The organism is Mycobacterium sp. NGS35, from assembly GCF_059812855.1.
The window spans coordinates 66,440-89,412 of the sequence record NZ_JCALDL010000008.1; the positions used below are offsets into that span (position 1 = coordinate 66,440).

A 22,973-nucleotide genomic window follows, 5' to 3' on the forward strand; every position below is an offset into this window, starting at 1 on the left:
TCAGTGCGTCCGGTGGGCACGCGCACCCGCGGCGCGGCGCTGGGCGCGGTTCATCGACAAGGACGAGTTCTCTGCCCGCGCATAGGCGTCGACGATTTCGGTGACCAGCTTGTGGCGCACCACGTCGGCACTCGTCAGTTCCGACACTGCGATGTCGTCGATGCCGTCCAAGATCTCGACCGCCGCTCGCAGACCGGACGTGGCGCCGCCGGGCAGGTCGACCTGCGTAACGTCGCCTGTGACAACGATTTTCGAACCGAAGCCAAGACGAGTCAGAAACATCTTCATCTGCTCTGGAGTAGTGTTCTGCGCCTCGTCGAGAATGATGAACGCCGAGTTGAGCGTCCTTCCCCGCATATACCCGAGCGGCGCCACCTCGATCACCCCGGCGCTCATGAGCTTTCCGATGACTTCGGGATCCATCATGTCGTGCAGCGCGTCGTACAGCGGCCGCAGATAAGGGTCGATCTTCTCGGAGAGCGTGCCGGGCAAAAAGCCAAGGCGCTCACCGGCTTCCACCGCCGGACGGGTCAGGATGATCCGGCTGACCTGCTTCGTCTGTAACGCATTGACCGCCTTGGCCATCGCGAGATAAGTCTTGCCGGTGCCGGCCGGGCCGATACCGAACACGACGGTGTTGCCATCGATCGCGTCGACGTAGCGCTTCTGGTTGAGCGTCTTCGGCCGAATTGTCTTGCCGCCCCTGGACAAGACGTCGAGGCTCAACACTTCGGCGGGCGACTCGTTCGAGTCGCCGGTCAGCATGGTGATGCTTTGGCGCACCACGTCCGGCGTCAGTACCTGACCGCCGGCCACCAGAACGATCAGCTCGGTCACCACGCGTTCAGCCAGTGCGACATCCGCAGGGGATCCCGACAGCGACACCGTATTGCCGCGAGCGTGCAACTCAGCGGACAGCAGCCGTTCCATCGCACGCAGGTTCTCGTCGGCGGAGCCCAGCAGGCCCACGATCAGATCGGGCGGAACATCGATGCTGCTTCGAACGGTCGGGGCAGCGCTTGTCTCGCGGGGCGTCACGTGGTTACCAAAGCCTGCTTTCGGTCATGGACGATGATCCGCCAGTCTACCGCCGAGACAGATGTCCGCCCAGAGATCGACCGCGGGTAGCGCACCTCACCTGCCACTTTGGCCCCAACGCGGCGTCAGGACCCCCAGCGCGCCCAACGCGACCGCAGCGGCGGTCGACGTGCGCAGGATCGTCGGGCCAAGCCGGACCGCAACCCCGCCGGCGGCCGTCAACGCGTCGAGCTCCTCGTCGGTGATCCCGCCTTCCGGACCCACAACGAGGACAACTGAATCAGCTTGCGCGACATGCTTTTCCGACAACGCCTCCGCGGCCGACTCATGCAACACGAGCATGGTCGCGGCGCCGATGCGGTCGACCAGTTCGGCGGTGGACACCGGTCCGTCGACCGGCGGGATGTACGCCCGCCGCGACTGGCGCGCAGCCGCCCGGGCCACTGCCCGCCACCGGCGCAAGCCCTTGTCAGCACGTGCGGATTCCCAGCGCGCCACACACCGGGCGGCCTGCCAGGCGACGAACGCATCAGCGCCCGCCTCGGTGGCCGATTCGATGGCCAGCTCAGAGCGCTCGGACTTCGGCACTGCCTGCACGACAGTCACCGGGGGCGACACCGGCTCGACGCTCCACCGGCTCTGCACCCGGGCATGCAGCGCGCGCCGGTCGACGTCGCAGACCTCGCATCGGGCCAGCTCACCAGCCCCATCGCCCAGCAGGAGCGGTTCGCCGGGCCGGATCCGGCGGACTGTTGCGGCGTGAAATCCTTCGTCGCCCGCCACCGTCGCGACAGCGCCCTCGTCGGGCAGCGCGTCGACGTAGAAGAGCGCGTCCGTCACTCAGCGACCGGTGAACGTCTCGCGAAGACGGCTGAACAGGCCACCACTAGCCGCGGCGCTGGTGGCCTTCACCTCCGCGATGTCGCTGCGGCGGTGCTTCTTGAGCTGGCGCAGCAGCTCCGCGTCGCGGTGGTCGAGCCGGGTAGGCACTGTGACCTCGACATGGACATGCAGGTCACCGCGCGCGCCAGTGCGCAGGTGCGGCATACCGAGGCCGCGCATGGTGACTACCGAACCCGGTTGTGTCCCTGGCGGAATGGTGATCGCCGTGGGCCCGTCGAGGATCGCGTCGATGGTCACGTCGGTGCCGAGCGCGGCGTCGACCATCGGCACCGAAACGGTGCAGTGCAGATCGTCGCCGTCGCGCAGAAAGACCTCGTGCGGCTGTTCGTGGACCTCGACGTAGAGGTCGCCGGCAGGACCCCCGCCCGGGCCCACTTCGCCCTGAGCGGCCAACCGAACGCGCATGCCGTTGCCGACACCGGCGGGAATCTTGACGCTGATGTCGCGACGCGCGCGCACCCGGCCGTCGCCGCCGCAGCGGTAGCACGGGTCGAGGATCACTTCGCCGACCCCGCGGCAAGTGGGGCACGGCCGCGACGTCATCACTTGGCCGAGCAGCGACCGTTGCACGCTCTGCACCTCGCCGCGGCCACCGCAGGTGTCGCAGCGTACCGGCGCGGACCCGTCGTTGGTGCCCTTGCCGTGGCACTTGTCGCACAGCACCGCGGTGTCGACGGTCACCTGCTTGGTCACGCCCGTGGCGCATTCCTCGAGGTCCAGCCGCATGCGCAGCAGAGAATCGGCACCAGGCCGCACCCGACCGATCGGGCCTCGCGAGGTGGTCCCGCCACCGAAGAAGGCCTCGAACACGTCGCCCAGGCCGCCGAAACCTGTGGTAAAGCCGTTGCTGCTGGCGGCGTTTTCCATCGGGTCGCCGCCGAGGTCGACGATGCGGCGCTTCTCCGGGTCGCTGAGCACCTCGTAGGCGACGCTGATCTCCTTGAACCGCGCCTGCGCGTTCTCGTCGGGGTTGACGTCAGGATGAAGTTCGCGGGCCAGCCGCCGGTAGGCGCGTTTGATCTCCGCGTCACTGGCGTTCCTGCTCACCCCGAGCAGCCCGTAATAGTCCCGTGCCACGGTTGTTGTAGCCCTCTCTGCCGCAGGGTCCTACCTGCGACTCAAAACCTCGCCGATATACATCGCAACCGCAGCGACACTAGCGATAGTTCCCGGATAGTCCATTCGCGTGGGCCCTAACACCCCCATGCCGCCATAGATGTTGCCGTCGGCGCCATAGGTGGTGGTGACCACCGAGGTCGACGCCATTTCCTCGACCTCGGTTTCATGGCCGATGCGAACCGTCACCTTGCCTGCTTCCTGCTGCGCCTGAAGCAGCCGTAGAACCACCACCTGCTCCTCGAGAGCCTCGAGGATGGGCCGCAGCGAGCCGCCGAAATCTGCGGTGTTGCGGGTCAGGTTGGCAGTGCCACCAAGCACCAGGCGGTCCTCGGCGTGTTCGACCAGGGACTCCAGTAGCACTGTGGCAGACCGGCCGACGGCGTCACCGAGCGTGCCGCGTCCGCCGAGCTCCGAAGCCAGGTCTGCGACGGCCGCCGAGGCCGCCGATAGCCGCTTGCCGTCCAGCGCCTGGCCCAGTAGCTCGCGCAACTGCGAGAGCTGGTGTTCGTCGATGACGTCGCCGAGCTCGACGATGCGCTGGTCAACACGGCCGGAGTCGGTGATCACCACCAGCAGCAGTCGTGCCGGCGTCAGCGCGACGACCTCGACGTGGCGGACAGTCGATGCGGACAGCGTCGGGTACTGGACGACTGCCACCTGCCGCGTCAGCTGGGCCAGCAGCCTGACCGCGCGGCGCAGCACGTCGTCGAGGTCCACGCCTGACTCGAGAAAGCTCTGAATCGCGCGGCGCTCTGCGGCGGACAGCGGCTTGACGTCATCGAGCCGATCGACGAACTCGCGGTAGCCCTTTTCGGTCGGAATGCGCCCCGAGCTGGTGTGCGGCTGGGTGATGTAGCCCTCGGCCTCCAGCACGGCCATGTCATTGCGGACGGTTGCGCTCGATACGCCGAGATTGTGTCGCTCGACGAGCGTCTTGGAGCCGATCGGCTCCTTGGTGGCGACGAAGTCGGCGACGATGGCGCGCAGAACTTCGAAACGACGATCTTCGGCATTTCCCATCGCTCTACACCTCCCGCGGCATTCAGTTTACGGTGATCAACTGCGCCGATTCGCGCCGAGCGTTGGTCGCGCCTGATGCTCACAGTGCGGGCGACTACCCTTTCCCTTCATGGTGATGGCGGATGATCTTTAAGGGCGTCCGCGACGGCAAGCCCTATCCGGATCACGGTTTGTCCTACCGCGATTGGGCACAGATTCCGCCGCGTCAGATCCGCCTCGACGAGTTGGTCACGACGACGACGGTGCTCGCGTTGGACCGGCTGCTCTCTGAGGACTCGACGTTCTACGGCGACCTCTTCCCGCATGCGGTCAAGTGGAAGGGCGTGGTCTACCTGGAGGACGGGCTGCATCGGGCCGTGCGCGCCGCGCTGCGCAACCGCGTGGTGCTGCATGCGCGGCTGCTGGACATGGATGAGGTGCGGCCTCAGCAGGCGTGAGTCTCGCCTCGTCGCCTGATCGCCGTCGCCGCCTCGTCGTGGTCGCCTCGTCGCCGCCTCGTCGCCGTCGAGAACACACTTGTTTGCGTTGTTTCGCTGCTTTCGCAGGAACAAGTGTGTTCTCGGCGGGCTAACCGAGGAGCGTCCGCACGACACCGTCGGCCAGCAATCGCCCGCGGTCGGTGAGCACCAGCCTGTCAGCTTCTTGGACCAGAAGCCCGTCTGCGATCGCCACTTCCGCGCGCTGCGTTTCCGCACCCAGCATGGCGAGGGGAAGCCCGCTGCGCAGCCGGATGGAGAGCATGACGGCTTCGGTGTGCATTTCGTCGGAGCCCAGCTGCTCGGAACCTGCAATGGGCAAAGCGTTCTCGGCCAAGGCTTGCGCATATGTGTTGGGGTGTTTGATGTTCCACCATCGCGTCGAGCCGAGGAAGCCGTGCGCGCCCGGGCCGGCGCCCCACCATTCGCCGCCGTTCCAATAGCCGAGATTGTGGCGGCACTCGCCGCCGGGGCGCGCCCAGTTCGACACCTCGTACCAGTCGAAGCCGGCGTCGGAAAGCCGCTTGTCGATGAGCTCGTAGCGGTGGGCCAGCACGTCGTCGTCGGGTGCGGGGATCTCGCCGCGACGGACACGGCGGGCCAGCGCGGTGCCGTCTTCGACGACGAGCGCGTAGGCCGAGACATGGTCGACATGCGATTCGACGGCGGCCTCCACCGAGCGCAACAGGTCGTCGTCGCTCTCCCCCGGCGTGCCGTAGATCAGGTCGATGCTGACGTGCTCGAAGCCGGCGGCCCGCGCCTCGCGTGCGGCGGCCACAGCCCGTCCGGGTGAGTGGGTACGGTCCAGCACTGCAAGCACGTGCGGCGCAGTGGACTGCATGCCCAGGGAATTTCTCGTGTAACCGGCGGCCAGCAGCGCGTCGAACAGCTGGGCGGAGGTCGACTCGGGGTTCGCTTCGGTGGTCACCTCGGCGTCGGTCGAGAGGCGGAAGTTGTCGCGGACCGCCGCCAGGACGGCAGTGAGGCGTTCGGCACCCAGGAGCGACGGGGTGCCGCCGCCGACGAACACCGTGTCGACGCTGCGCGACCCGATTTTTTCCGCAGCGAGTCGCAGTTCGGTGCGCAGCGCGTGCAGCCACGCGTCGGGGTTGGCGCCGCCCAGCTCGGCGGGCGTGTACGTGTTGAAGTCGCAGTAGCCGCAGCGCGTGGCGCAGAACGGCACGTGGATGTAGATGCCGAACGGCCGACCCGTCATGCTCCCAGTCTGCCGAGCCCGTTCAGGGCAGTGGCGATGCGGCTGATGCCTTCCGCGTTGTCGACCTCGGTGGCTTGGTGGGCCTGGGCGGCGGCGACGATCTTGTTGCCGGTCCCTTCCAGCTCGTCGACGGTCGATGTGAAATGAGCGCGCAAATCGTCGTTGAAGGCGACAAGTTTGGGTCCCGTCGCGAAGCCGCGGTTGCCGGCGGCGGCCGCTTCTGCCGAATCGAATAAGGATGCAATGGCTGTTCTGGCCTCATTCGCTTCGGCGGCGACTGTCGAACCCGCAGACGCGACCTGCTCGGGCGCAATTCGTATTTCGTCGCCGCTCATGTCATCCGCCTTCGCATGGGAAATTCGTGGCGGTGGCTGGAAGCCGAGCACCGGGAGGTTGGCTTGCGTCCATCGCCCCAAAACCTCCAATCAACAACCCCATGACGGTCAGCATGCCGGCGAGCAGAATCGCAGGCACAACCAGCCACCATCGTCTCCTCCACACCGCCAGCGCGAGCGAACACCACACGCACAGGATGAAAAATCCGGACAGTACGACCGTGAACCAGCCCATTACGTGGTTGTCGGGCGGTGGCAGTAGTGGGATGCAATGCCTGGCCCGCATGGCATCTTCCCAGGCCTGATCTCGCTTCCCGGAGACCTCGAGCGACAATAAGGCGCCAGCGCCATTAGCGATGGCAACGCAAGCCGATAGTGCCGCCAGCCGAACACGGGTCAGCTGGCTCACCACGCGCTCCTGCAGGGGACCCCTGACGAGTCAGCTGGAAGATGCGCGTCGCGCGGCTGGGAAGCTTCCAACGCACCGAAGCCCAGGAAGAAAAGACCCACTACCGTCAGAACAGCGGCAAGCACCAGGGCGAGCAAAATGACCCACCACCGCCTCTTCCAGGCCGCCACACCGAGTGCAGCCCAGGCGCAGATGATGAAAATCGCAGATAGCACGACGGCGAACCAGCCGACCGCATGATTGTCAGGCACAGGCGGCCAGGGAGGGTGACATTTTCGCCGGAGCATCTCGGCGTCCCAAGCATCGTTGCTCGCGCCGGATATCCGTAGCGCTCGGTCGGCGCCGATGAGGCAGGCGACGGCCACAACCCCCAGAAGTCCGGCGAGCCGGTTCCTGGTCAGCCAGCGAGCCGCCTCCGTGCCGCTCATCTCATCCGCTTCCGCACGGCAGACCACCGGTGTCCGCTGGAGCCAGGGCGTCGGCCGGATGACTCACGTCGATTTGCCCGAATCTGACGAAGAAGAAGCCAATCAATGTGAGCAAACCGCACAACAGCAGGAGTGGAACCACCACCCACCACCGTCGCTTCCACATGGCCATGCCCAGTGCGCCCCACATGCAAACGAGAAATACGCTCGAGGAGACGATGGTGAACCATCCCATCGCCTGGTTGTCCGGAATCGGCAGTAATGGGTAACAGCGCCTGGCGACCATGGAATCAATCCATGCCCGATTTCGCGTTCCTGTCACGTTCAGGGAGTACCAGGCGCAAGCGAAACCGATGAGCGCTCCGAGGCTCAACAGCACAGCGAGGCGATTTCTGGTCAATCTGGTCACCATGTCTGTCGTGGTCGTACGACTGTCACGGTTTGCGCGCCTTCCGCCTGCTCGATCATCGGAAGGCGGTCTTGGGCATCGAGGTTGATAGCCCCGGGCGTGTGCTGGGTGTAGAGCACCTCGCCGTCAGGCAGGACCGCGGTGACGACGGCGACGTGGTGGCTCGACTCGCCGTCCCTGGGAGTTTCGTAGTTGAAGTACACGACGTCGCCTGGCCGAGCGTTGGAGAGTCCGACGTCCACGCCGCCGTTGTTCAGGAAGAACTCCCGCTGAGGGTCCGCGGCAGACCACGAATCCGAGTGCGTAGCCCGATCGGCATCGCGGCCACGAAATGTCAAATCCCGTGGGACATAATCGGATCCCGGCAGTTTGTACCACGACTCCGCCTCACTGATACCGAACTTGTTGTCTAACCCAGCAGCCGCAAGGGTCTCGGACACGAAGTGGGCGCAATTGTTCGGGAACCGGTCTATGCCTTCGTTACTCGCGTTCTGCAGAGCCCACCGCACAGCCTCGACCGCGTTATAGCCCTGACCCGTATTGCTCAGTTCGTCCTTGACCGCCTGCGGAATGCCGGGCAGATCGTGCAATTCGACCGGCACGGCCCGCATCAGTTGCTGCCGCTGCTTTCTCGACAGCTCCGCCCACCATGCAGCGACCTCTTCTGCGGGCAACCCGTCGGGCAGCTGATCGCGCATCTCTTGTAGCGCATCCTTCACCGCCTGGGACTGCGCCGCTTGCGCCTGATCGGTCGATACCGTGTCCGGATCGAGGCTCACCGTGTCGAGCGCATGGACGCACAGTTGGTCGGCCTGCGTGGCCGCCTCGACCGCGTCGTCGATCAGCAGCTGAAGCTTCGCGGCCTTCAGCCCGTCTTCGACGAGGTTCAGCGAGTGCGGATTGAGGTGGATGCGTCCGTCGTCATCCACCGCGAACCCCGCTGCGATCGCGTCGTCGACTGCGGCCAGCAGCTGCCGCTGCGCTATCGCAACGGCGTCCTGCAACGTGTCGACCGCAGAGGCGGCGCCGGAAGAAAGCACGCCGATGTTCGTCATCCGGTTCGCGTGCTTCACCAACTCGCCGCGCGCCAGGCTGCCGGTGTGATCCGGCCAGCTCGATTTCAGCGGCTTGGCTCCATTCGCGTGGATATTGTCCGCAGTCCGATCCGCCTGCGATGCGACTGCCTTCAGATCATCGGCAGCAATCTGCCAAAGGGTGGGCCGAGCATCTCGCAAGTCCGCAAATGAGACCACCTAACGACCGTAACAATGCGTCCGGGCCGGCCCGGACACCAATCCGCAGCGGGAATCGGGCGCGGACTTGGCGCATGTCGTGCCACTTTTTGCTCACCCTGATCGCAAATCTGGCCCGGTTAGGGGTCGCACCGGCGTTCGTGGCAGAATGGCCGACGTGACCGTCGCCAGCCTCCACTTCAACGTTTCGTTGGTAGCGCGGCGGCATGTCGACTTCAAGCGCGTCTGTAGCTGTTGCTGTCTGCCTTGACGTCGTAGACCCGCCAACCTGAACTTCCAGCTGGCTGCCGGATCTGCGCCGCCGGACAGCCCCCGGTGGATTTGCGCATTTCCCAGGCCGGCTCTGACGAGGAGCCACCCAAGATGACATCGATGAGCCGCTTGCGCGAAGAGCAACAGCCGGTGCCAGAGGCCAAATCTCGGCCCGCTCGCAAGCCGCGCGCCGAGGGCCAGTGGGCGCTCGGGTATCGCGAGCCGCTCAATGCCAACGAGCAATTCAAGAAGGACGACGACGCGCTCAACGTGCGTGACCGAATCCTCAACATCTACTCCAAGACCGGCTTCGACAGCATCGACAAGACCGACCTGCGGGGCCGGTTCCGTTGGATGGGTCTGTACACCCAGCGTGAGCAGGGCTACGACGGCACCTGGACCGGCGACGAGAACGCCGACCTGCTCGAAGCCAAGTACTTCATGATGCGGGTGCGCTGCGACGGCGGCGCACTGTCCTCCGCTGCGCTGCGTACCCTCGGCGAGATCTCCACCGAGTTCGCGAGGAATACCGCCGACATCTCCGACCGGGAGAACCTGCAGTACCACTGGATCCGCATCGAAGACGTACCGGAGATCTGGCGGCGGCTCGACGCGGTCGGCCTGCAAACCACCGAAGCCTGCGGCGACTGCCCTCGCGTGGTGCTGGGTTCACCGCTGGCCGGGGAATCGCTCGACGAGGTGCTCGACGCCAGCTGGGCGGTCGACGAGATCGTGCGGCGCTACATCGGCAACGCCAGCTTTTCGAACCTGCCGCGCAAGTACAAGACCGCGATCTCGGGTCTGCAGGATGTCGCCCACGAGATCAACGACGTCGCGTTCATCGGCGTCAACCATCCCGAGCACGGTCCCGGACTCGACGTGTGGGTGGGCGGCGGCTTGTCGACCAATCCCATGCTGGCCCAGCGGCTCGGCGCGTGGGTGCCGCTGGCGGAGGTGCCCGACGTGTGGGAGGGCATCACCTCGGTGTTCCGTGACTACGGCTACCGCCGGCTGCGGTCCAAGGCGCGGCTGAAGTTCTTGATCAAGGACTGGGGTGTCGAGAAGTTCCGCGAAGTTCTGGAGACCGAGTACCTCAAGCGCAAGCTGATCGACGGACCAGCACCCGAGCCGGTCAAGCACCCGGTCGACCACGTCGGCGTGCAGAAACTGAAGAACGGCCGCAACGCGGTTGGCGTCGCCCCGATCGCGGGCCGGGTGTCCGGCACGATCCTCACCAAGGTTGCCGACATCGCCGAGCAGGCCGGGTCGAACCGCGTGCGGTTCACTCCGTACCAGAAATTGATTCTGCTCGACGTGCCCGACGATCAGGTCGCCACGGTCGTCGAGCAGTTGGAAGCGCTTGGCCTGCCGGCCAACCCGACGCACTGGCGCCGAAACCTGATGGCCTGCACGGGTATTGAGTTCTGCAAGCTGTCATTCGCCGACACCAAGGGCCGCTCGCACGCGCTGGTGCCGGATCTGGAGAAGCGGCTCGAGGACATCAACGCCCAGCTCGACGTGCCGATCACGGTCAACATCAACGGATGCCCGAACTCGTGTGCGCGCATCCAGGTCGCCGACATCGGTTTCAAGGGACAGATGGTCGACGACGGCGACGGACCCGTCGAGGGGTTCCAGGTCCATTTGGGCGGAAGCCTCGGCCTGGACAGCGGTTTCGGCCGCAAGCTGCGCCAGCACAAAGTGCTCAGCGACGAGCTCGGTGACTACATCGAGCGAGTGGTGCGCAACTTCGTGAAACAAAGATCCGACGGCGAGCGTTTCGCGACATGGGCAATGCGAGCGGACGAGGCGGATTTGCGATGAGCGCTTGCGCGAAGAGAGAAGAGCACCGATGAGCGCTTGCGCGAAGAGAGAAGAGCACCGATGAGCGCTTGCGCGAAGAGAGAAGAGCACCGATGAGCGCTTGCGCGAAGAGAGAAGAGCACCGATGAGCGCTTGCGCGAAGACTGACCTACGGGAGTTGGCTGCGCAAGGCGCGAGAGAGCTCGAGGGCGCCGATGCGATCGACCTGCTGCGCTGGACCGACGAAACCTTCGGAACCGAGTATGTGGTCGCCTCCAACATGCAGGACGCGGTCCTCATCGATTTGGCTGCCAAGGTGCGTCCAGGTGTCGACGTGCTGTTCCTGGACACCGGTTACCACTTCGCCGAGACCCTGGGCACCCGCGACGCAGTCAGCGACGCCTACGACATCAACGTGATCAACGTCACCCCCGAGCATTCCGTCGCCGAGCAGGACGCACTGCTGGGCAAGAACCTCTTCGCTCGCGATCCCAACGAGTGCTGCCGACTGCGCAAGGTGGTTCCGCTGGGCAAGGCGCTGCGCGGCTACTCGGCATGGGTCACCGGATTGCGCCGGGTCGAGGCGCCGACGCGCGCGAACGCGCCGCTGGTCACGTTCGACGAGGCCTTCGGGCTGGTGAAGGTCAACCCGTTGGCGGCGTGGACCGACCAGGACATGCAGGACTACATCGAAGCCCACGGCGTGCTGGTGAATCCGCTGGTGTTCGACGGCTATCCGTCGATCGGGTGCGCGCCGTGCACCGCCAAACCGCTCGACGGCTCCGATCCGCGCAGCGGTCGCTGGAAAGGCACCGGCAAGATCGAATGCGGTCTGCACGCCTCATGAGTTCACCGGTTCTGGTTCTCGCTGCACACGGTAGCGCCGACCCCCGCGCGGCGGCGAACACCTATGCCGTCGCCGACGAAATCCGCCGGCAGCGGCGTCGCGTCGACGTGCGGGTGGCGTTCTGTGAACAGTCGACGCCCAACCTTCGCGACGTTGTCGCTGACGTGCCCCGCGCAGTCGTGGCGCCGTTTCTGCTCGCCGACGCGTACCACGCACGCGTCGACATCCCTGCGCTGATTGCCGAGTCCGGTGCATCCCAAGCCGATGTACTGGGTGAAGACGAACGGCTGGTCAACGTGCTGCGCCGGCGCGTGCGCGAACTCGGCGTGTCACGGCGGGACCGCGAGGTGGGTGTGATCGTCGTCGCTGTCGGATCGTCACGGCCGCAGGCCAATTCGCGAACTGCAGCTGTCGCGCCGGCCGTCGCCGCCGGCACCCGCTGGGTGGGAGCCGTCACCGCCTTTGCAACCGGCCCTCAGCCCACCCTCGACGATGCCGCTGAGCAATTGCATGCGATGGGCGCTCGCCGATTGATCATTGCGCCGTGGTTTCTGGCGCACGGCCGGATCACCGACCGTGTCGCCAATTACGCTGCTTCCCAAGACATCCCGATGGCTGAGCCGCTGGGCGCACACCGACTGGTGGCCGCCACAGTGCTGGACCGCTTCGATGCTGCAGTGGCCGAAGCTGACCGCATCGCGGCCTAGGCGTTCTGCGCCTGCGCCAATTCCTCCGCGGCGGGCTGCGGCAACTGGGCGCTTCCCGCGATCTGCGGCACCCGCGTCGCGCGCACGTACACCGTGTCGCCTTCCTTCAACGCCAGCGCCTCCGCGTCGCCGCGGGTGATCTGTGCGGTGAACGGCGCTCCGTTCGATGCGGCCGTCAGCTCCACCCGCACCTCGAAGCCGAGGTAGACGATTCGGTCGATCGTCGCGCGCACCACACCGATGCTCTGCGCGGTGCCATCGCTGGTGGCTACGGCCATTTCCGGGTTGCGGCCCACGCGAATGTCGTGGGGGCGCACCAGGATTCCGTTCAGTGAAGACACTGTGCCCAGGAACGACATCACGAACCCGTTCACGGGTTCGTCGTAGACATGGGTCGGCGAGCCGACCTGCTCGATGCGGCCTTTGTTGAGCACGGCGATGCGGTCGGCGACGTCAAGGGCCTCGGACTGGTCGTGCGTCACCAGAACGGTGGTGACGTGAACTTCGTCGTGCAACCGACGCAGCCACGCCCGCAAATCCTCGCGCACTTTCGCGTCCAACGCGCCGAACGGCTCGTCGAGCAGAAGCACTTGCGGATCCACCGCAAGCGCACGCGCCAGGGCCATGCGCTGCCGCTGACCGCCCGACAGCTGACCGGGGTATCGCTTCTGGAACCCGCTCAGCCCCACGGTCTCCAGAAGTTCGTCGACCTTCTTGTCGATCTCAGCCTTCGGCCGCTTGCGGATTTTCAGGCCGAAGGCGACGTTGTCGCGGACCGTCATGTGTTTGAACGCAGCGTAGTGCTGGAACACGAAGCCGATTCCACGGTGCTGCGGCGGGACGTGAGTGACGTCACGCCCGTTGATCGTGATGGTCCCGGTGTCGGGCCGGTCCAGCCCGGCAATAGCACGCAACAGCGTCGACTTGCCCGAACCGCTCGGGCCCAACAGCGCCGTCAGGGAACCGCCCGGCACGGTGAAGTTGATGTCGTCGAGGGCGGCGAAATCGCCGTAATGCTTGTTCACGTCCCGCAAAACGATTGCGTCGGTCATTCTTTCGCTCCTTGCCCGCCTAAGCTCTCGCCCGCGCTCGCCGGGCGTCCAGGACAACCTGAACGACCAGCACTAGAACCGCGACGGTCATCAACAACGTCGAAATCGCGTATGCGCCATATTCCGCGCCGCGGTTGTAGCGATCCGATACCAACAGTGTCAGGGTCTGCGACGTGCCCGGCAAGTTGGACGACACCATGATCACCGCGCCGTACTCGCCGAGGGTACGTGCAATCGTCAGCACCACGCCGTAGGTCAGGCCCCAGCGGATCGACGGCAGTGTGATCCGCCAGAACGTCTGCCACCATTGGGAGCCGAGCGTCGCGGCAGCTTCCTCCTGCTCCGTGCCGATCTCGTGCAGTACCGGTTCCACCTCGCGAATCACGAACGGCAACGTGACGAAGATGCTGGCCAACACGATCCCGGGCAGCCCGAAGATGATTTTGAAGCCCAAGTCGCGCTCGACGAAACCGAATACGCCCGCCGAACCCCACAGCACGATCAGCGCGACACCCACGACCACCGGCGACACCGCGAACGGCAGGTCGATAATCGCCTGCAGCACACCCTTGCCGCGAAACCTGTTGCGCGCCAACACCAGCGCCGTCGGGATACCGAACAGCACATTGAGCGGCACCACGATCGCCACCACCAACAGCGACAGCTGCAGCGCCGACACCGCTGCCGGCGTGGTGATCTGGCTGAAGAACTCGCCCAGGCCCGGTGAGAACGAGCGCCACAGGATCAAGCCGACGGGGACGATCACCAGCGCGACGAGATACGCGAGCGCGACAAACCGCAGCAAATACTTCACCGGAGGCGCCAGAGTCATGTCGCCAACTCCTCGCGCTTGGCCGCCCGCGCGCCGAGCGCCCGCAGCACGAACAATACGACGAACGAAATGACAAGCAGCACAATCGAAATCGCAGCGGCACCGGTACGGTCGTCGTTCTCGATCAACGTCCGGATCCACTGCGAGGACACTTCCGTCTTCCCCGGCACCGCGCCGCCGATCAACACCACCGAGCCGAACTCACCGATCGCGCGTGAAAACGCCAGCCCCGCGCCGGAAAACAACGCCGGCGTGAGCGCCGGAAGGATGATCGTTCGGAAGATCGTCCAGCTGCTGGCACCCAGCGACGCCGCCGCCTGCTCAGCTTCCTGGTCGACCTCCAACAGCACCGGCTGGACTGCCCGCACGACGAACGGCAGCGTCACGAACAGCAAGGCCACCGCTACGCCGTATTGGGTGTGCTGGATATGGATGTCGACCGGGCTGTTCGGCCCGTACAGGGCGAGCAGCACCACGCTGGCGACAATCGTGGGCAACGCGAAGGGCAGGTCGATCACGGCGTCCACCAGCCGCTTGCCGCGGAAGTCGTCACGCACCAACACCCAGGCGACCACGATCCCGAAGAACGCGTTGATCACCGTGACGACGGCCGACACCGTCAACGTGACCCGGAAAGAATCGATCGCCGACGGCGACGTCACAGCCGTGACGAACGCATCCCATCCGCCCTTGGCCGACTGCCACACGATCGCCGCCAGTGGCAGCAGCACGATCACCGACAGCCACAGCGTGGCGACGCCGACACGCAGCGACGTCGTGCCGCGGGAGAACAGCCCAGGTGCGGCCGGCTCCGGCTCCGATACCTCCGGCCGGACCGCCTCCGGATTGGGGTCGATCGCCGTCGTCATGCGCGATCCGCCTCCGCTTCTCGCTTGCACCTCATCCCGTCGCCTGCTTGTAGATCTTGGTGATCGCGCCGTTGTCTTTGTCGAACAACGCCGGATCAACGCTGCTCCATCCACCTAGTTCGGCGATCGTCCACAACTTCTGCGACGGCTGCGGGAAATCCGCGCTGAACTCCTGAGCTACTCCCGGGTCGACCGGCCGGAAGCCCGCTTGCGCCCACAGCCGCTGGGCGTCCTTGGTGAACTGGAAGTTCTTGAAGTCGGTCGCTTCCTTGAGATGGGCACTTGTGCTCACCACCGCCACCGGGTTCTCGATCTTGAAAGTCTGCGGCGGGATCAGGTGCTGAACGGGCTTGCCCTGCCGTTCGATGTTGATGGCCTCGTTCTCGTAACTGATCAACACGTCGCCGCTGCCCTGCAGGAACACGTCGGTGGCTTCCCGGCCCGAACCCGGCCGAAGCTTGACGTGCTTGCTCACCAGTTCCTGCACGAAATCGATGCCGGCCTGCTGGTCCTTGCCGCCGTTGCTCTTCGCCGCGTAGGGGGCGAGCAGGTTCCATTTCGCCGACCCGGAGCTCAGCGGACTCGGGGTGATCACCTCGATGTCGGGCCGCAGCAAGTCATCCCAGTCCTTGATGTTCTTCGGATTGCCCTGACGCACCACCAGCGCGACCACCGAGCCGAACGGGATGCCCTTGGTGGTGTCGGCGTTCCAGTCCTTGTTGACCTTGTTGGCTTTGACCAATCGGGTGATGTCGGGCTCGACCGAGAAGTTCACGATGTCCGCGGGCTTGCCGTCGACCACGGAACGCGATTGGTCACCGGATGCGCCGTAGCTCGTGGTGATCGCGATGTCCTTGCCCTGGTCGGTTTGGTTGAACGCCGGTATCACCTTGCTCCAGCCCGGTTCGGGCACGGCATAGGCAACCAGCGTCAGCGTCGCGCGCGCGTTCGACGGGCCCTTGTCGCCCGCGACGTCACTGGACCCGCCGCCGCATGCGGCCAAGACCGCCGCCGTGGCGGCGAGTGCGGCCGCCTGACGCAACCGAAGTACTTTGGTGATGCTCAGCATGGATGACCTTTCGAGGCGGGAACGGAGGGAGAGGGTCCGCTGCGGAAAGGTGACGAATCAAGGCGTGAGCCGATCGACGGCCGCTACCACCAAACCGCAAGCGGGCAGGGGCTCATCGACAACAGTGCACGTCTGCGACAGCGCATTCACCGATGGCAATAAGTGCAAGCACGTAGCACTCCTTGCTGCCCCGGGTCGCGTGCATGGCGCGAATGCTAACAGGTTCCGCACCTGGGCGCGCACCGAGCGCGACGGCTACGTCACCGGGTGAGCAGCCACGCGACGAGCACCAGCAGAACCAGGATCACCAGCACCAACGTGACCCGCGACTTGGGCATCTGCGCTCAGTCCCTCTGCCGGATCCGCTGAAGCAATTCGATGCCTTTCCCCAGGGCACCGTCGAGCAGTATCGCCACCCCGTAGGCCAGCGCCAGCACCACCGGCATCACGACGATGGTCTGCAGCACGAAGCCCAGCCCGGACAGCCACAACTCGACGCCGTCCCACCAGCTGAGGAAACCGGCCATCAGCTCAGCGTAAGCGTCGGTTCTGCACCGGGCCAACATGCCAAGATTGCCGCGTGCAGCCCAGCGCGGAGTCAGCGAGATGTGTGATCGCCGGCGGTGGCCCCGCGGGCATGGTGCTCGGGCTGCTGCTGGCCCGCGCCGCCGTTCCGGTGGTGGTGATGGAAAAGCACGCCGATTTCCTTCGTGACTTCCGCGGCGACACCGTACACGCGAGCACGCTGCAATTGCTCGACGAACTCGGCCTGGGTGACCGCTTCAACCAGATGCCGCACCGGCTCATCGACAGCATTCACATGCAACTGCAGGACGTCCCGATCGAGATCGTGTTGCGCCGGTTACCCGGCCGCCACAAACACATCGCGTTAGTGCCTCAGTGGGGCTTCCTCGAGCTATTGGCAAGCGCCGCAGCCGAAGAGCCCACCTTCACGCTGATGCGCAGCACCGAGGTGCTCGGACCGCTGCTGCACAGCGGCCGGGTGTGTGGGGTGCGGTACCGCAGCACCGACGGCCACGCGAGGGAGATGACGGCTGCGCTCACCGTCGCCTGCGACGGCCGCTCGTCGACCCTTCGTTCGTCAATGGGCTTGCACCCCAGAGCTTTTGGCGCTCCGATGGACGTGTGGTGGTTCCGATTGCCCCGACGCGACGACGACCCGCCGGGCCTGAACGGTGTGTTCCGCTCCGGCCACGGCTGCATCGTGATCGACCGGGCCGACTACTACCAGATCGCCTACGTCATCCCGAAGGGTTCGGACGCCGCGCTGCGCGCGGAAGGTATCGACGCACTGCGTGGCCGAGTCGGTGCGCTGATCCCCTGGCTGGGTGACCGCGTCGGCGATCTCGCCTCACTGGACGACGTGAAATTGCTTGACGTGCAGATGAATCGGCTGCACCGCTGGTACACCGACGGCTTGCTGCTGATCGGCGATGCCGCGCATGCGATGTCGCCCGTCGGCGGTGTGGGCATCAACCTTGCGGTGGCCGACGCGGTGGCCGCCGGGACGATGCTGGCCGAGCCGCTGCTCAGTGGCCGCGTCCGCACGACGACACTGGCGAGGGTGCAGGCCCGGCGCTGGCTGCCGACGGTTCTGGTTCAGGCGGTTCAGCGGGCGATCCACGCCCAAGTGGTGGAGACGACGATCACCGACGACACCGCGACCGCGAAAGCGCCGCTGGCCGTGCGGATGATGAGTAAGGCGCCCGCCTTGGGCATGGTCGCCGGATACGGCGTCGCCATCGGGCCGCTGCCCGAGCACGCACCGGCGTTCGCGCGCCGCGGCTCTCCGGCGGTTCAGTAGACGAAAAGTGCGAAAAGAGCCGATGATGAGCAAATGGTTCTGAGCGCCGAGCCGGCTGAAGACGCACACGAGGCACGCTTTTCTGCCACCAGCCCGGTGCCCTACATCCAGAGCAGTTCGACGCGCAACCCGTTCCCGCCGATCGCCGACTACGCGTTCCTGTCCGACTGCGAGAACACCTGTTTGATCAGCTCCAGCGGCTCGGTGGAATGGATGTGTGTGCCCCGGCCCGACTCCCCCAGCGTGTTCGGCGCGATCCTGGACCGCGCGGCCGGCCACTTCCGGCTGGGTCCGTACGGCGTCTCCGTGCCGGCGGCCCGGCGGTACTTGCCCGGCAGCCTGATCCTGGAAACCACATGGCAGACCCACACCGGCTGGCTGATCGTGCGCGACGCGCTGGTGATGGGTCCATGGCATGACATCGAGGCGCGCTCGCGCACCCACCGTCGCACCCCGATGGACTGGGACGCTGAACACATCCTGCTGCGCACGGTGCGTTGCGTCAGCGGCACGGTCGAATTGGTGATGAACTGCGAGCCGTCGTTCGACTACCACCGGATCGGGGCGACCTGGGAGTACTCCGGGCCCGCCTACGGCGAGGCGATTGCGCGCGGGCGGCGAGACCCCGATTCGCACCCGCAGTTGAAGCTCACCACGAACCTGCGGATCGGTCTGGAGGGCCGCGAAGCGCGCGCCCGCACGCGGCTCAAGGAGGGCGACAATGTGTTCGTCGCACTCTCGTGGTCCAAGCACCCGGCGCCGCAGACCTACGACGAGGCCGCCGACAAGATGTGGAAGACCAGCGAGTGCTGGCGCCAGTGGATCAACATCGGTGACTTCCCCGACCACCCCTGGCGGTCCTATCTGCAGCGCAGCGCGTTGACGTTGAAGGGCTTGACGTACTCGCCCACCGGCGCGCTGCTGGCCGCGCCCACCACGTCATTGCCGGAAACGCCTCAGGGCGAACGCAACTGGGACTACCGCTACGCGTGGGTGCGCGACTCCACATTCGCGCTGTGGGGGCTGTACACACTGGGCCTGGACCGCGAGGCCGACGACTTCTTCTCGTTCATCGCCGACGTGTCGGGCGCGAACAACGGTGAGCGACACCCGCTTCAGGTGATGTATGCCGTCGGCGGCGAACGAACACTGGTCGAAGAGGAGTTGCACCACCTGTCCGGCTACGACGGTGCCCGCCCGGTGCGGATAGGCAACGGCGCGTACAACCAACGACAGCACGACATCTGGGGCACCATGCTCGATTCGGTTTACCTGCACGCCAGATCGCGCGAGCAGATTCCCGAGACCCTGTGGCCGGTGCTGAAAAACCAAGTGGAAGAGGCGATCAAGCACTGGCGCGAGCCCGACCGTGGCATCTGGGAGGTGCGCGGTGAGCCGCAGCACTTCGTCTCGTCGAAGGTGATGTGCTGGGTGGCGCTGGACCGCGGCGCGAAACTCGCTGAGCTGCAAGGGGAAAAGAGCTACGCCCAGCAGTGGCGGGCAATCGCCGAGGAAATCAAGGCCGACGTGCTCGAGAACGGCGTCGACTCCCGCGGCGTGCTGGTGCAGCGGTACGGCTCCGATGCGCTAGATGCATCGCTGCTGCTGGTGGTGTTGACCCGGTTCCTGCCTCCGGACGACCCGCGGGTGCGCAACACGGTGCTGGCGATCGCCGACGAGCTGACCCAGGACGGGCTGGTGTTGCGCTACCGGGTCGAGGAAACCGACGACGGGCTGTCCGGCGAGGAAGGCACGTTCACTATCTGCTCGTTCTGGCTGGTGTCAGCGCTGGTGGAGATCGGCGAGGTCAGCCGCGCCAAGCACTTGTGCGAGCGGCTGCTGAGCTTCGCGAGCCCGCTGCATCTGTACGCCGAGGAGATCGAGCCGCGCACCGGTCGGCATCTGGGCAACTTCCCGCAGGCGTTCACCCATCTGGCGTTGATCAACGCCGTGGTGCATGTGATCCGCGCGGAGGAAGAGGCCGACAGCACCGGCGTGTTCCAGCCGGCGAACGCGCCGATGTAGCCACGCTACCTGCGAGCAGACACAAAATCGCACTAAATTGCCCGCGGGTATGCGATTCTCTGTCTGGTCGCGCTATTTCTTGGGCTGCTCGGTGGACAGCGCAGCGACGAAAGCCTCCTGCGGAACGTCCACGCGTCCAATGGTTTTCATCCGCTTCTTGCCCTCTTTCTGCTTCTCCAGCAGCTTGCGCTTGCGCGTGATGTCGCCGCCATAGCACTTCGACAGCACGTCTTTGCGGATCGCCCGAATATTCTCCCGCGCAATGATCTTCGAGCCGATTGCCGCCTGCACCGGCACCTCGAACTGCTGACGGGGAATCAGCTCCTTGAGCTTGCCGGTCATCTTGCGGCCGTACTCGGCCGCCTCGTCGCGATGCACGATTGCGCTGAACGCGTCCACGGCCTCGCCCTGCAACAAGATGTCGACCTTGACCAAGTCGGCTTCCTGTTCACCGGCCTCCTCGTAATCCAGGCTGGCGTAGCCACGGGTGCGCGACTTGAGCGCGTCGAAGAAGTCGAAGATGATCTCGCCTAGCGGCATCGTGTAGCGCAGTTCTACCCGCTCCGGCGACAGGTAATCCATGCCGCCGAGCTCCCCACGGCGCGACTGACACAACTCCATGATGGTGCCGATGAACTCGCTGGGCGCGATGATCGTCGTCTTGACCACGGGCTCGTACACGGTGCGGATCTTGCCGTCCGGCCAATCCGACGGATTCGTGACGACTATCTCGGTGCCGTCGTCTTTCACCACCCGGTACACCACATTGGGCGACGTCGAGATCAGGTCCAGGCCGAACTCGCGCTCCAACCGTTCACGGGTGATTTCCATGTGCAGGAGGCCCAAAAAGCCGCAGCGGAAACCGAATCCGAGTGCCACCGACGTCTCCGGCTCGTAGGTGAGCGCAGCGTCGTTCAGCTGCAAGCGATCCAGCGCATCGCGCAGATCCGGGTAATCGGAGCCGTCGACCGGATACAGCCCCGAGTAGACCATCGGCTTGGGTTCGCGGTAACCGGTGAGCGCCTCCGTAGCGCCGTGGCGCGCCGTCGTGACCGTGTCGCCCACTTTGGACTGGCGGACGTCTTTCACTCCGGTGATCAGGTAGCCCACTTCTCCGACGCCCAGACCGTCGGCCGGCTTGGGCTCGGGTGAGACGATGCCGACCTCGAGCAATTCGTGGGTGGCACCAGTCGACATCATCCTGATCCGCTCGCGGGGGACGATCTTGCCGTCGACGACGCGTACGTAGGTGACCACACCGCGATAGGTGTCGTAGACGGAGTCGAAGATCATCGCCCGCGTCGGCGCGTCAGGCTGCCCGGTCGGGGCGGGCACCTGGCGCACCACCTCGTCGAGCAGCGCGGCGACGCCTTCCCCGGTTTTGCCGGACACCCGCAACACATCGGCCGGCTCACAGCCGATGATGTGGGCGATCTCGGCGGCGTAGCGGTCCGGATCGGCGGCCGGCAGGTCGATTTTGTTGAGCACCGGGATGATCACGAGGTCGCGGTCCAGCGCCAAATACAGATTGGCCAGCGTCTGCGCCTCGATGCCCTGGGCGGCGTCGACCAGCAGCACCGCCCCTTCGCACGCTTCCAGTGCACGCGACACCTCATACGTGAAGTCGACATGGCCGGGGGTGTCGATCAGATGTAACACGTAGTCGTCGTCATCGAGGCGCCACGGCAGGCGCACGTTCTGGGCCTTGATCGTGATGCCGCGTTCGCGCTCGATGTCCATGCGGTCCAGGTACTGCGCGCGCATCGAGCGTTCGTCGACCACACCGGTGAGCTGCAGCATCCGATCGGCCAGCGTGGACTTGCCGTGGTCGATGTGGGCGATGATGCAGAAGTTCCGAATCTGCGCCGGCGCGGTGAACGTCTGGTCGGCGAAGCTAGTGATGGGAATCTCCTGGTGAAGGCGTCAACGGGCTCGCTCCAGGGTATCGCTGCGCCTGGCTATCCTCGGAACCATGGCGTCGGCATGGAAGACGTTGCAGAAAACGTTTCAGCGACGGCTGGAAAGTTTCGTGTTCAGCGAGGGCCCCAGAGTGATCTCCCAAGGCCTTCGCATCGGCTTGGACTTGCTTGCGCGCGGGCCGGAACCGGTGCGCGAGATCACCGCTGGGCGGCCGGTGACCAAGAACAGCGTGCCCACCGCCTACCGCGCCCGCAAGATCGTCTACTGCCCGAGTCTGGACGGCCGAGCGGACCCCGGCGAGATCGTCTGGACCTGGGTGGTCTACGAGGACGACCCGTCGAAGGGCAAGGACCGGCCGGTGCTGGTGGTCGGCCGGGACCGCTCCACGCTGCTCGGCCTGATGCTGTCCAGCCAGGAGCATCACGCCGACGATCCCAACTGGATCGGCATTGGGCCGGGCAGTTGGGATTACGACGGCCGGCCCAGTTGGGTGCGGCTGGACCGGGTGCTCGACGTCCCCGAGGAAGGCATCCGCCGCGAGGGCGCCATCCTGGCGCGCGAGACGTTCGAGCGGGTGGCCGCACGGCTGCGGGCCGAATACTCCTGGAGCTAGCCTCCTTCACCGGGCGTCGTAGCCCTGGCCCGGGCCGGACGCCGATGGTCAGCCGCGGGTGATGTAGGTCTGCAGCTGCTCGCGCTCTGCGTTCAGTTCGTCCATGCGGGTCTTGACCACGTCACCGATGCTGACGATCCCGGCCAGCTGGCCGTTGTCGATTACCGGCACATGCCGTACCCGGTTCTCGGTCATCAACACGGTCAGCGAGTCGACCGCGTCGTGCGGCGTACACGTCACCACGACGCTGGTCATGATCTCCGAAACGGGTTGTGTGAGAAGGTCATTGCCGCGCTCATGAAGCTTGCGCACAACGTCGCGCTCCGAGACGATGCCCAGCACATCGTCGCCCTCGACGACGACCATGGCGCCGATGTTCAACTGCGCCAGCCCGGCCAAGAGCTCGCTGACCGTGCTGTCGGGATTGATAGTGGCCACCGCGGAGCCCTTGCTCCGCAGCACATCCGCGATCCGCATCGCCGCCTCCGCATCTGTGACGTGATTCACATTAGGCTACGGGCGAAGTGCTGCGGTGCGAAAGCCTCGACTTCGT

The 22,973-nt window shown here is 65.6% G+C and carries 26 protein-coding genes; 8 read left to right on the plus strand and 18 right to left on the minus strand.

From position 1 onward, the window contains the following. The 4 genes from AC5Y4C_RS14470 to hrcA all read right to left on the minus strand — a co-directional run bounded on the left by AC5Y4C_RS14470 (position 1) and on the right by hrcA (position 4,080). The gene (locus tag AC5Y4C_RS14470; RefSeq protein WP_499911134.1) at positions 1 to 1,038 is read right to left on the minus strand and encodes a PhoH family protein; all 1,038 of its coding nucleotides are present in this window, start codon (positions 1,036 to 1,038) and stop codon (positions 1 to 3) included. Positions 1,039 to 1,134: 96 nt separating this feature from the next. Next, complete coding sequence (locus AC5Y4C_RS14475) at positions 1,135 to 1,878, minus strand: 16S rRNA (uracil(1498)-N(3))-methyltransferase (protein ID WP_499911135.1); 744 nt, start codon at positions 1,876 to 1,878, stop codon at positions 1,135 to 1,137. Then, on the minus strand, positions 1,879 to 3,018 hold the full coding sequence (dnaJ, locus tag AC5Y4C_RS14480; protein WP_499911136.1) for a molecular chaperone DnaJ: 1,140 nt from the start codon (positions 3,016 to 3,018) through the stop codon (positions 1,879 to 1,881). A gap of 30 nt (positions 3,019 to 3,048) precedes the next feature. Then, on the minus strand, positions 3,049 to 4,080 hold the full coding sequence (hrcA, locus tag AC5Y4C_RS14485) for a heat-inducible transcriptional repressor HrcA (RefSeq protein WP_499911137.1): 1,032 nt from the start codon (positions 4,078 to 4,080) through the stop codon (positions 3,049 to 3,051). Between the two features lie 122 nt (positions 4,081 to 4,202). Here hrcA and AC5Y4C_RS14490 point away from each other — a divergent pair, with 122 nt between their 5' ends. Further along, on the plus strand, positions 4,203 to 4,517 hold the full coding sequence (locus AC5Y4C_RS14490) for a type II toxin-antitoxin system VapB family antitoxin (RefSeq protein ID WP_499911138.1): 315 nt from the start codon (positions 4,203 to 4,205) through the stop codon (positions 4,515 to 4,517). A gap of 130 nt (positions 4,518 to 4,647) precedes the next feature. On the opposite strand, the gene hemW is transcribed toward AC5Y4C_RS14490, so the two are convergent. Genes hemW through AC5Y4C_RS14520 form a run of 6 tightly spaced genes read right to left on the minus strand, consistent with a single transcriptional unit; the run spans position 4,648 to position 8,606 of the window. Then, on the minus strand, positions 4,648 to 5,772 hold the full coding sequence (hemW, locus tag AC5Y4C_RS14495; RefSeq protein ID WP_499963823.1) for a radical SAM family heme chaperone HemW: 1,125 nt from the start codon (positions 5,770 to 5,772) through the stop codon (positions 4,648 to 4,650). Further along, complete coding sequence (locus AC5Y4C_RS14500; protein WP_499963821.1) at positions 5,769 to 6,107, minus strand: type VII secretion target; 339 nt, start codon at positions 6,105 to 6,107, stop codon at positions 5,769 to 5,771. Before AC5Y4C_RS14500 ends, hemW begins: the two co-directional genes overlap by 4 nt. A 1-nt stretch (position 6,108) precedes the next feature. After that, positions 6,109 to 6,516, minus strand: coding sequence for a hypothetical protein (locus AC5Y4C_RS14505; protein ID WP_499911141.1), 408 nt, complete (start codon positions 6,514 to 6,516; stop codon positions 6,109 to 6,111). Then, on the minus strand, positions 6,513 to 6,944 hold the full coding sequence (locus AC5Y4C_RS14510; protein WP_499911142.1) for a hypothetical protein: 432 nt from the start codon (positions 6,942 to 6,944) through the stop codon (positions 6,513 to 6,515). The genes AC5Y4C_RS14505 and AC5Y4C_RS14510 overlap by 4 nt, the downstream gene beginning before the upstream one ends. Position 6,945: 1 nt before the next feature. After that, a complete protein-coding gene (locus AC5Y4C_RS14515) occupies positions 6,946 to 7,344 on the minus strand; it encodes a hypothetical protein (RefSeq protein ID WP_500008499.1) in 399 nt (132 codons plus the stop codon). A gap of 5 nt (positions 7,345 to 7,349) precedes the next feature. Further along, on the minus strand, positions 7,350 to 8,606 hold the full coding sequence (locus AC5Y4C_RS14520) for a CHAP domain-containing protein (protein WP_499911144.1): 1,257 nt from the start codon (positions 8,604 to 8,606) through the stop codon (positions 7,350 to 7,352). 148 nt (positions 8,607 to 8,754) lie between these two features. On the opposite strand from AC5Y4C_RS14520, the gene AC5Y4C_RS14525 reads away from it, so the two are divergent. The 4 genes from AC5Y4C_RS14525 to AC5Y4C_RS14540 all read left to right on the plus strand — a co-directional run bounded on the left by AC5Y4C_RS14525 (position 8,755) and on the right by AC5Y4C_RS14540 (position 12,215). Next, entirely contained in the window at positions 8,755 to 8,856 is a 102-nt protein-coding gene (locus AC5Y4C_RS14525; protein ID WP_499911145.1) for an Ms4527A family Cys-rich leader peptide, read from the plus strand. 122 nt (positions 8,857 to 8,978) lie between these two features. Further along, positions 8,979 to 10,682, plus strand: coding sequence for a nitrite/sulfite reductase (locus AC5Y4C_RS14530; RefSeq protein WP_499911146.1), 1,704 nt, complete (start codon positions 8,979 to 8,981; stop codon positions 10,680 to 10,682). Positions 10,683 to 10,806: 124 nt separating this feature from the next. Beyond that, positions 10,807 to 11,508: a phosphoadenylyl-sulfate reductase gene (locus AC5Y4C_RS14535; RefSeq protein ID WP_499963817.1), complete on the plus strand. Its 702-nt coding sequence runs from the start codon at positions 10,807 to 10,809 to the stop codon at positions 11,506 to 11,508. After that, entirely contained in the window at positions 11,505 to 12,215 is a 711-nt protein-coding gene (locus tag AC5Y4C_RS14540; RefSeq protein ID WP_499963815.1) for a sirohydrochlorin chelatase, read from the plus strand. Before AC5Y4C_RS14535 ends, AC5Y4C_RS14540 begins: the two co-directional genes overlap by 4 nt. Here AC5Y4C_RS14540 and AC5Y4C_RS14545 read toward each other — a convergent pair. The 6 genes from AC5Y4C_RS14545 to AC5Y4C_RS14570 form a co-directional block, all read right to left on the minus strand. Beyond that, complete coding sequence (locus AC5Y4C_RS14545) at positions 12,212 to 13,267, minus strand: sulfate/molybdate ABC transporter ATP-binding protein (protein WP_499963813.1); 1,056 nt, start codon at positions 13,265 to 13,267, stop codon at positions 12,212 to 12,214. The genes AC5Y4C_RS14540 and AC5Y4C_RS14545 overlap by 4 nt on opposite strands. Positions 13,268 to 13,286: 19 nt before the next feature. Next, on the minus strand, positions 13,287 to 14,099 hold the full coding sequence (cysW, locus tag AC5Y4C_RS14550; protein ID WP_499911150.1) for a sulfate ABC transporter permease subunit CysW: 813 nt from the start codon (positions 14,097 to 14,099) through the stop codon (positions 13,287 to 13,289). Continuing rightward, on the minus strand, positions 14,096 to 14,968 hold the full coding sequence (cysT, locus tag AC5Y4C_RS14555) for a sulfate ABC transporter permease subunit CysT (protein ID WP_499963811.1): 873 nt from the start codon (positions 14,966 to 14,968) through the stop codon (positions 14,096 to 14,098). The genes cysW and cysT overlap by 4 nt, the downstream gene beginning before the upstream one ends. Positions 14,969 to 14,999: 31 nt before the next feature. Then, on the minus strand, positions 15,000 to 16,037 hold the full coding sequence (locus AC5Y4C_RS14560; RefSeq protein WP_499911152.1) for a sulfate ABC transporter substrate-binding protein: 1,038 nt from the start codon (positions 16,035 to 16,037) through the stop codon (positions 15,000 to 15,002). A gap of 112 nt (positions 16,038 to 16,149) precedes the next feature. Next, positions 16,150 to 16,242, minus strand: a complete 93-nt coding sequence (locus AC5Y4C_RS14565) for an Ms4533A family Cys-rich leader peptide (protein WP_499911153.1) — start codon at positions 16,240 to 16,242, stop codon at positions 16,150 to 16,152. A 139-nt stretch (positions 16,243 to 16,381) separates the two neighbouring features. Then, complete coding sequence (locus tag AC5Y4C_RS14570) at positions 16,382 to 16,564, minus strand: hypothetical protein (RefSeq protein ID WP_499911156.1); 183 nt, start codon at positions 16,562 to 16,564, stop codon at positions 16,382 to 16,384. A gap of 110 nt (positions 16,565 to 16,674) precedes the next feature. On the opposite strand from AC5Y4C_RS14570, the gene AC5Y4C_RS14575 reads away from it, so the two are divergent. Further along, positions 16,675 to 17,862 (plus strand): FAD-dependent oxidoreductase, encoded by a 1,188-nt coding sequence (locus AC5Y4C_RS14575; protein WP_499963856.1) that lies wholly within the window; start codon positions 16,675 to 16,677, stop codon positions 17,860 to 17,862. A gap of 33 nt (positions 17,863 to 17,895) precedes the next feature. Continuing rightward, entirely contained in the window at positions 17,896 to 19,887 is a 1,992-nt protein-coding gene (locus AC5Y4C_RS14580) for a glycoside hydrolase family 15 protein (protein ID WP_499911159.1), read from the plus strand. 72 nt (positions 19,888 to 19,959) lie between these two features. Here the strand turns inward: AC5Y4C_RS14580 and lepA are convergent, their stop codons facing one another. Beyond that, positions 19,960 to 21,795 (minus strand): translation elongation factor 4, encoded by a 1,836-nt coding sequence (gene lepA, locus AC5Y4C_RS14585; RefSeq protein ID WP_499911270.1) that lies wholly within the window; start codon positions 21,793 to 21,795, stop codon positions 19,960 to 19,962. A 64-nt stretch (positions 21,796 to 21,859) separates the two neighbouring features. On the opposite strand from lepA, the gene AC5Y4C_RS14590 reads away from it, so the two are divergent. Next, entirely contained in the window at positions 21,860 to 22,420 is a 561-nt protein-coding gene (locus tag AC5Y4C_RS14590) for a type II toxin-antitoxin system PemK/MazF family toxin (protein ID WP_499948539.1), read from the plus strand. A gap of 48 nt (positions 22,421 to 22,468) precedes the next feature. Here the strand turns inward: AC5Y4C_RS14590 and AC5Y4C_RS14595 are convergent, their stop codons facing one another. Continuing rightward, positions 22,469 to 22,897 (minus strand): CBS domain-containing protein, encoded by a 429-nt coding sequence (locus AC5Y4C_RS14595; RefSeq protein WP_499911162.1) that lies wholly within the window; start codon positions 22,895 to 22,897, stop codon positions 22,469 to 22,471. Between the last annotated feature and the right edge of the window lie 76 nt (positions 22,898 to 22,973).

Coding starts and splice junctions, on each gene's coding strand:
- hrcA (WP_499911137.1), bottom strand. CDS start 4,080: ATGGGAAATGCCGAAGATCGTCGTTTCGAAGTTCTGCGCGCCATCGTC.
- AC5Y4C_RS14490 (WP_499911138.1), top strand. CDS start 4,203: ATGATCTTTAAGGGCGTCCGCGACGGCAAGCCCTATCCGGATCACGGT.
- hemW (WP_499963823.1), bottom strand. CDS start 5,772: ATGACGGGTCGGCCGTTCGGCATCTACATCCACGTGCCGTTCTGCGCC.
- AC5Y4C_RS14500 (WP_499963821.1), bottom strand. CDS start 6,107: ATGAGCGGCGACGAAATACGAATTGCGCCCGAGCAGGTCGCGTCTGCG.
- AC5Y4C_RS14510 (WP_499911142.1), bottom strand. CDS start 6,944: ATGAGCGGCACGGAGGCGGCTCGCTGGCTGACCAGGAACCGGCTCGCC.
- AC5Y4C_RS14525 (WP_499911145.1), top strand. CDS start 8,755: ATGGCCGACGTGACCGTCGCCAGCCTCCACTTCAACGTTTCGTTGGTA.
- AC5Y4C_RS14530 (WP_499911146.1), top strand. CDS start 8,979: ATGAGCCGCTTGCGCGAAGAGCAACAGCCGGTGCCAGAGGCCAAATCT.
- AC5Y4C_RS14535 (WP_499963817.1), top strand. CDS start 10,807: ATGAGCGCTTGCGCGAAGACTGACCTACGGGAGTTGGCTGCGCAAGGC.
- AC5Y4C_RS14540 (WP_499963815.1), top strand. CDS start 11,505: ATGAGTTCACCGGTTCTGGTTCTCGCTGCACACGGTAGCGCCGACCCC.
- AC5Y4C_RS14545 (WP_499963813.1), bottom strand. CDS start 13,267: ATGACCGACGCAATCGTTTTGCGGGACGTGAACAAGCATTACGGCGAT.
- cysW (WP_499911150.1), bottom strand. CDS start 14,099: ATGACTCTGGCGCCTCCGGTGAAGTATTTGCTGCGGTTTGTCGCGCTC.
- cysT (WP_499963811.1), bottom strand. CDS start 14,968: ATGACGACGGCGATCGACCCCAATCCGGAGGCGGTCCGGCCGGAGGTA.
- AC5Y4C_RS14560 (WP_499911152.1), bottom strand. CDS start 16,037: ATGCTGAGCATCACCAAAGTACTTCGGTTGCGTCAGGCGGCCGCACTC.
- AC5Y4C_RS14565 (WP_499911153.1), bottom strand. CDS start 16,242: ATGCACGCGACCCGGGGCAGCAAGGAGTGCTACGTGCTTGCACTTATT.
- AC5Y4C_RS14570 (WP_499911156.1), bottom strand. CDS start 16,564: ATGGCCGGTTTCCTCAGCTGGTGGGACGGCGTCGAGTTGTGGCTGTCC.
- AC5Y4C_RS14575 (WP_499963856.1), top strand. CDS start 16,675: ATGGTGCTCGGGCTGCTGCTGGCCCGCGCCGCCGTTCCGGTGGTGGTG.
- AC5Y4C_RS14580 (WP_499911159.1), top strand. CDS start 17,896: ATGGTTCTGAGCGCCGAGCCGGCTGAAGACGCACACGAGGCACGCTTT.
- AC5Y4C_RS14590 (WP_499948539.1), top strand. CDS start 21,860: ATGGCGTCGGCATGGAAGACGTTGCAGAAAACGTTTCAGCGACGGCTG.
- AC5Y4C_RS14595 (WP_499911162.1), bottom strand. CDS start 22,897: ATGCGGATCGCGGATGTGCTGCGGAGCAAGGGCTCCGCGGTGGCCACT.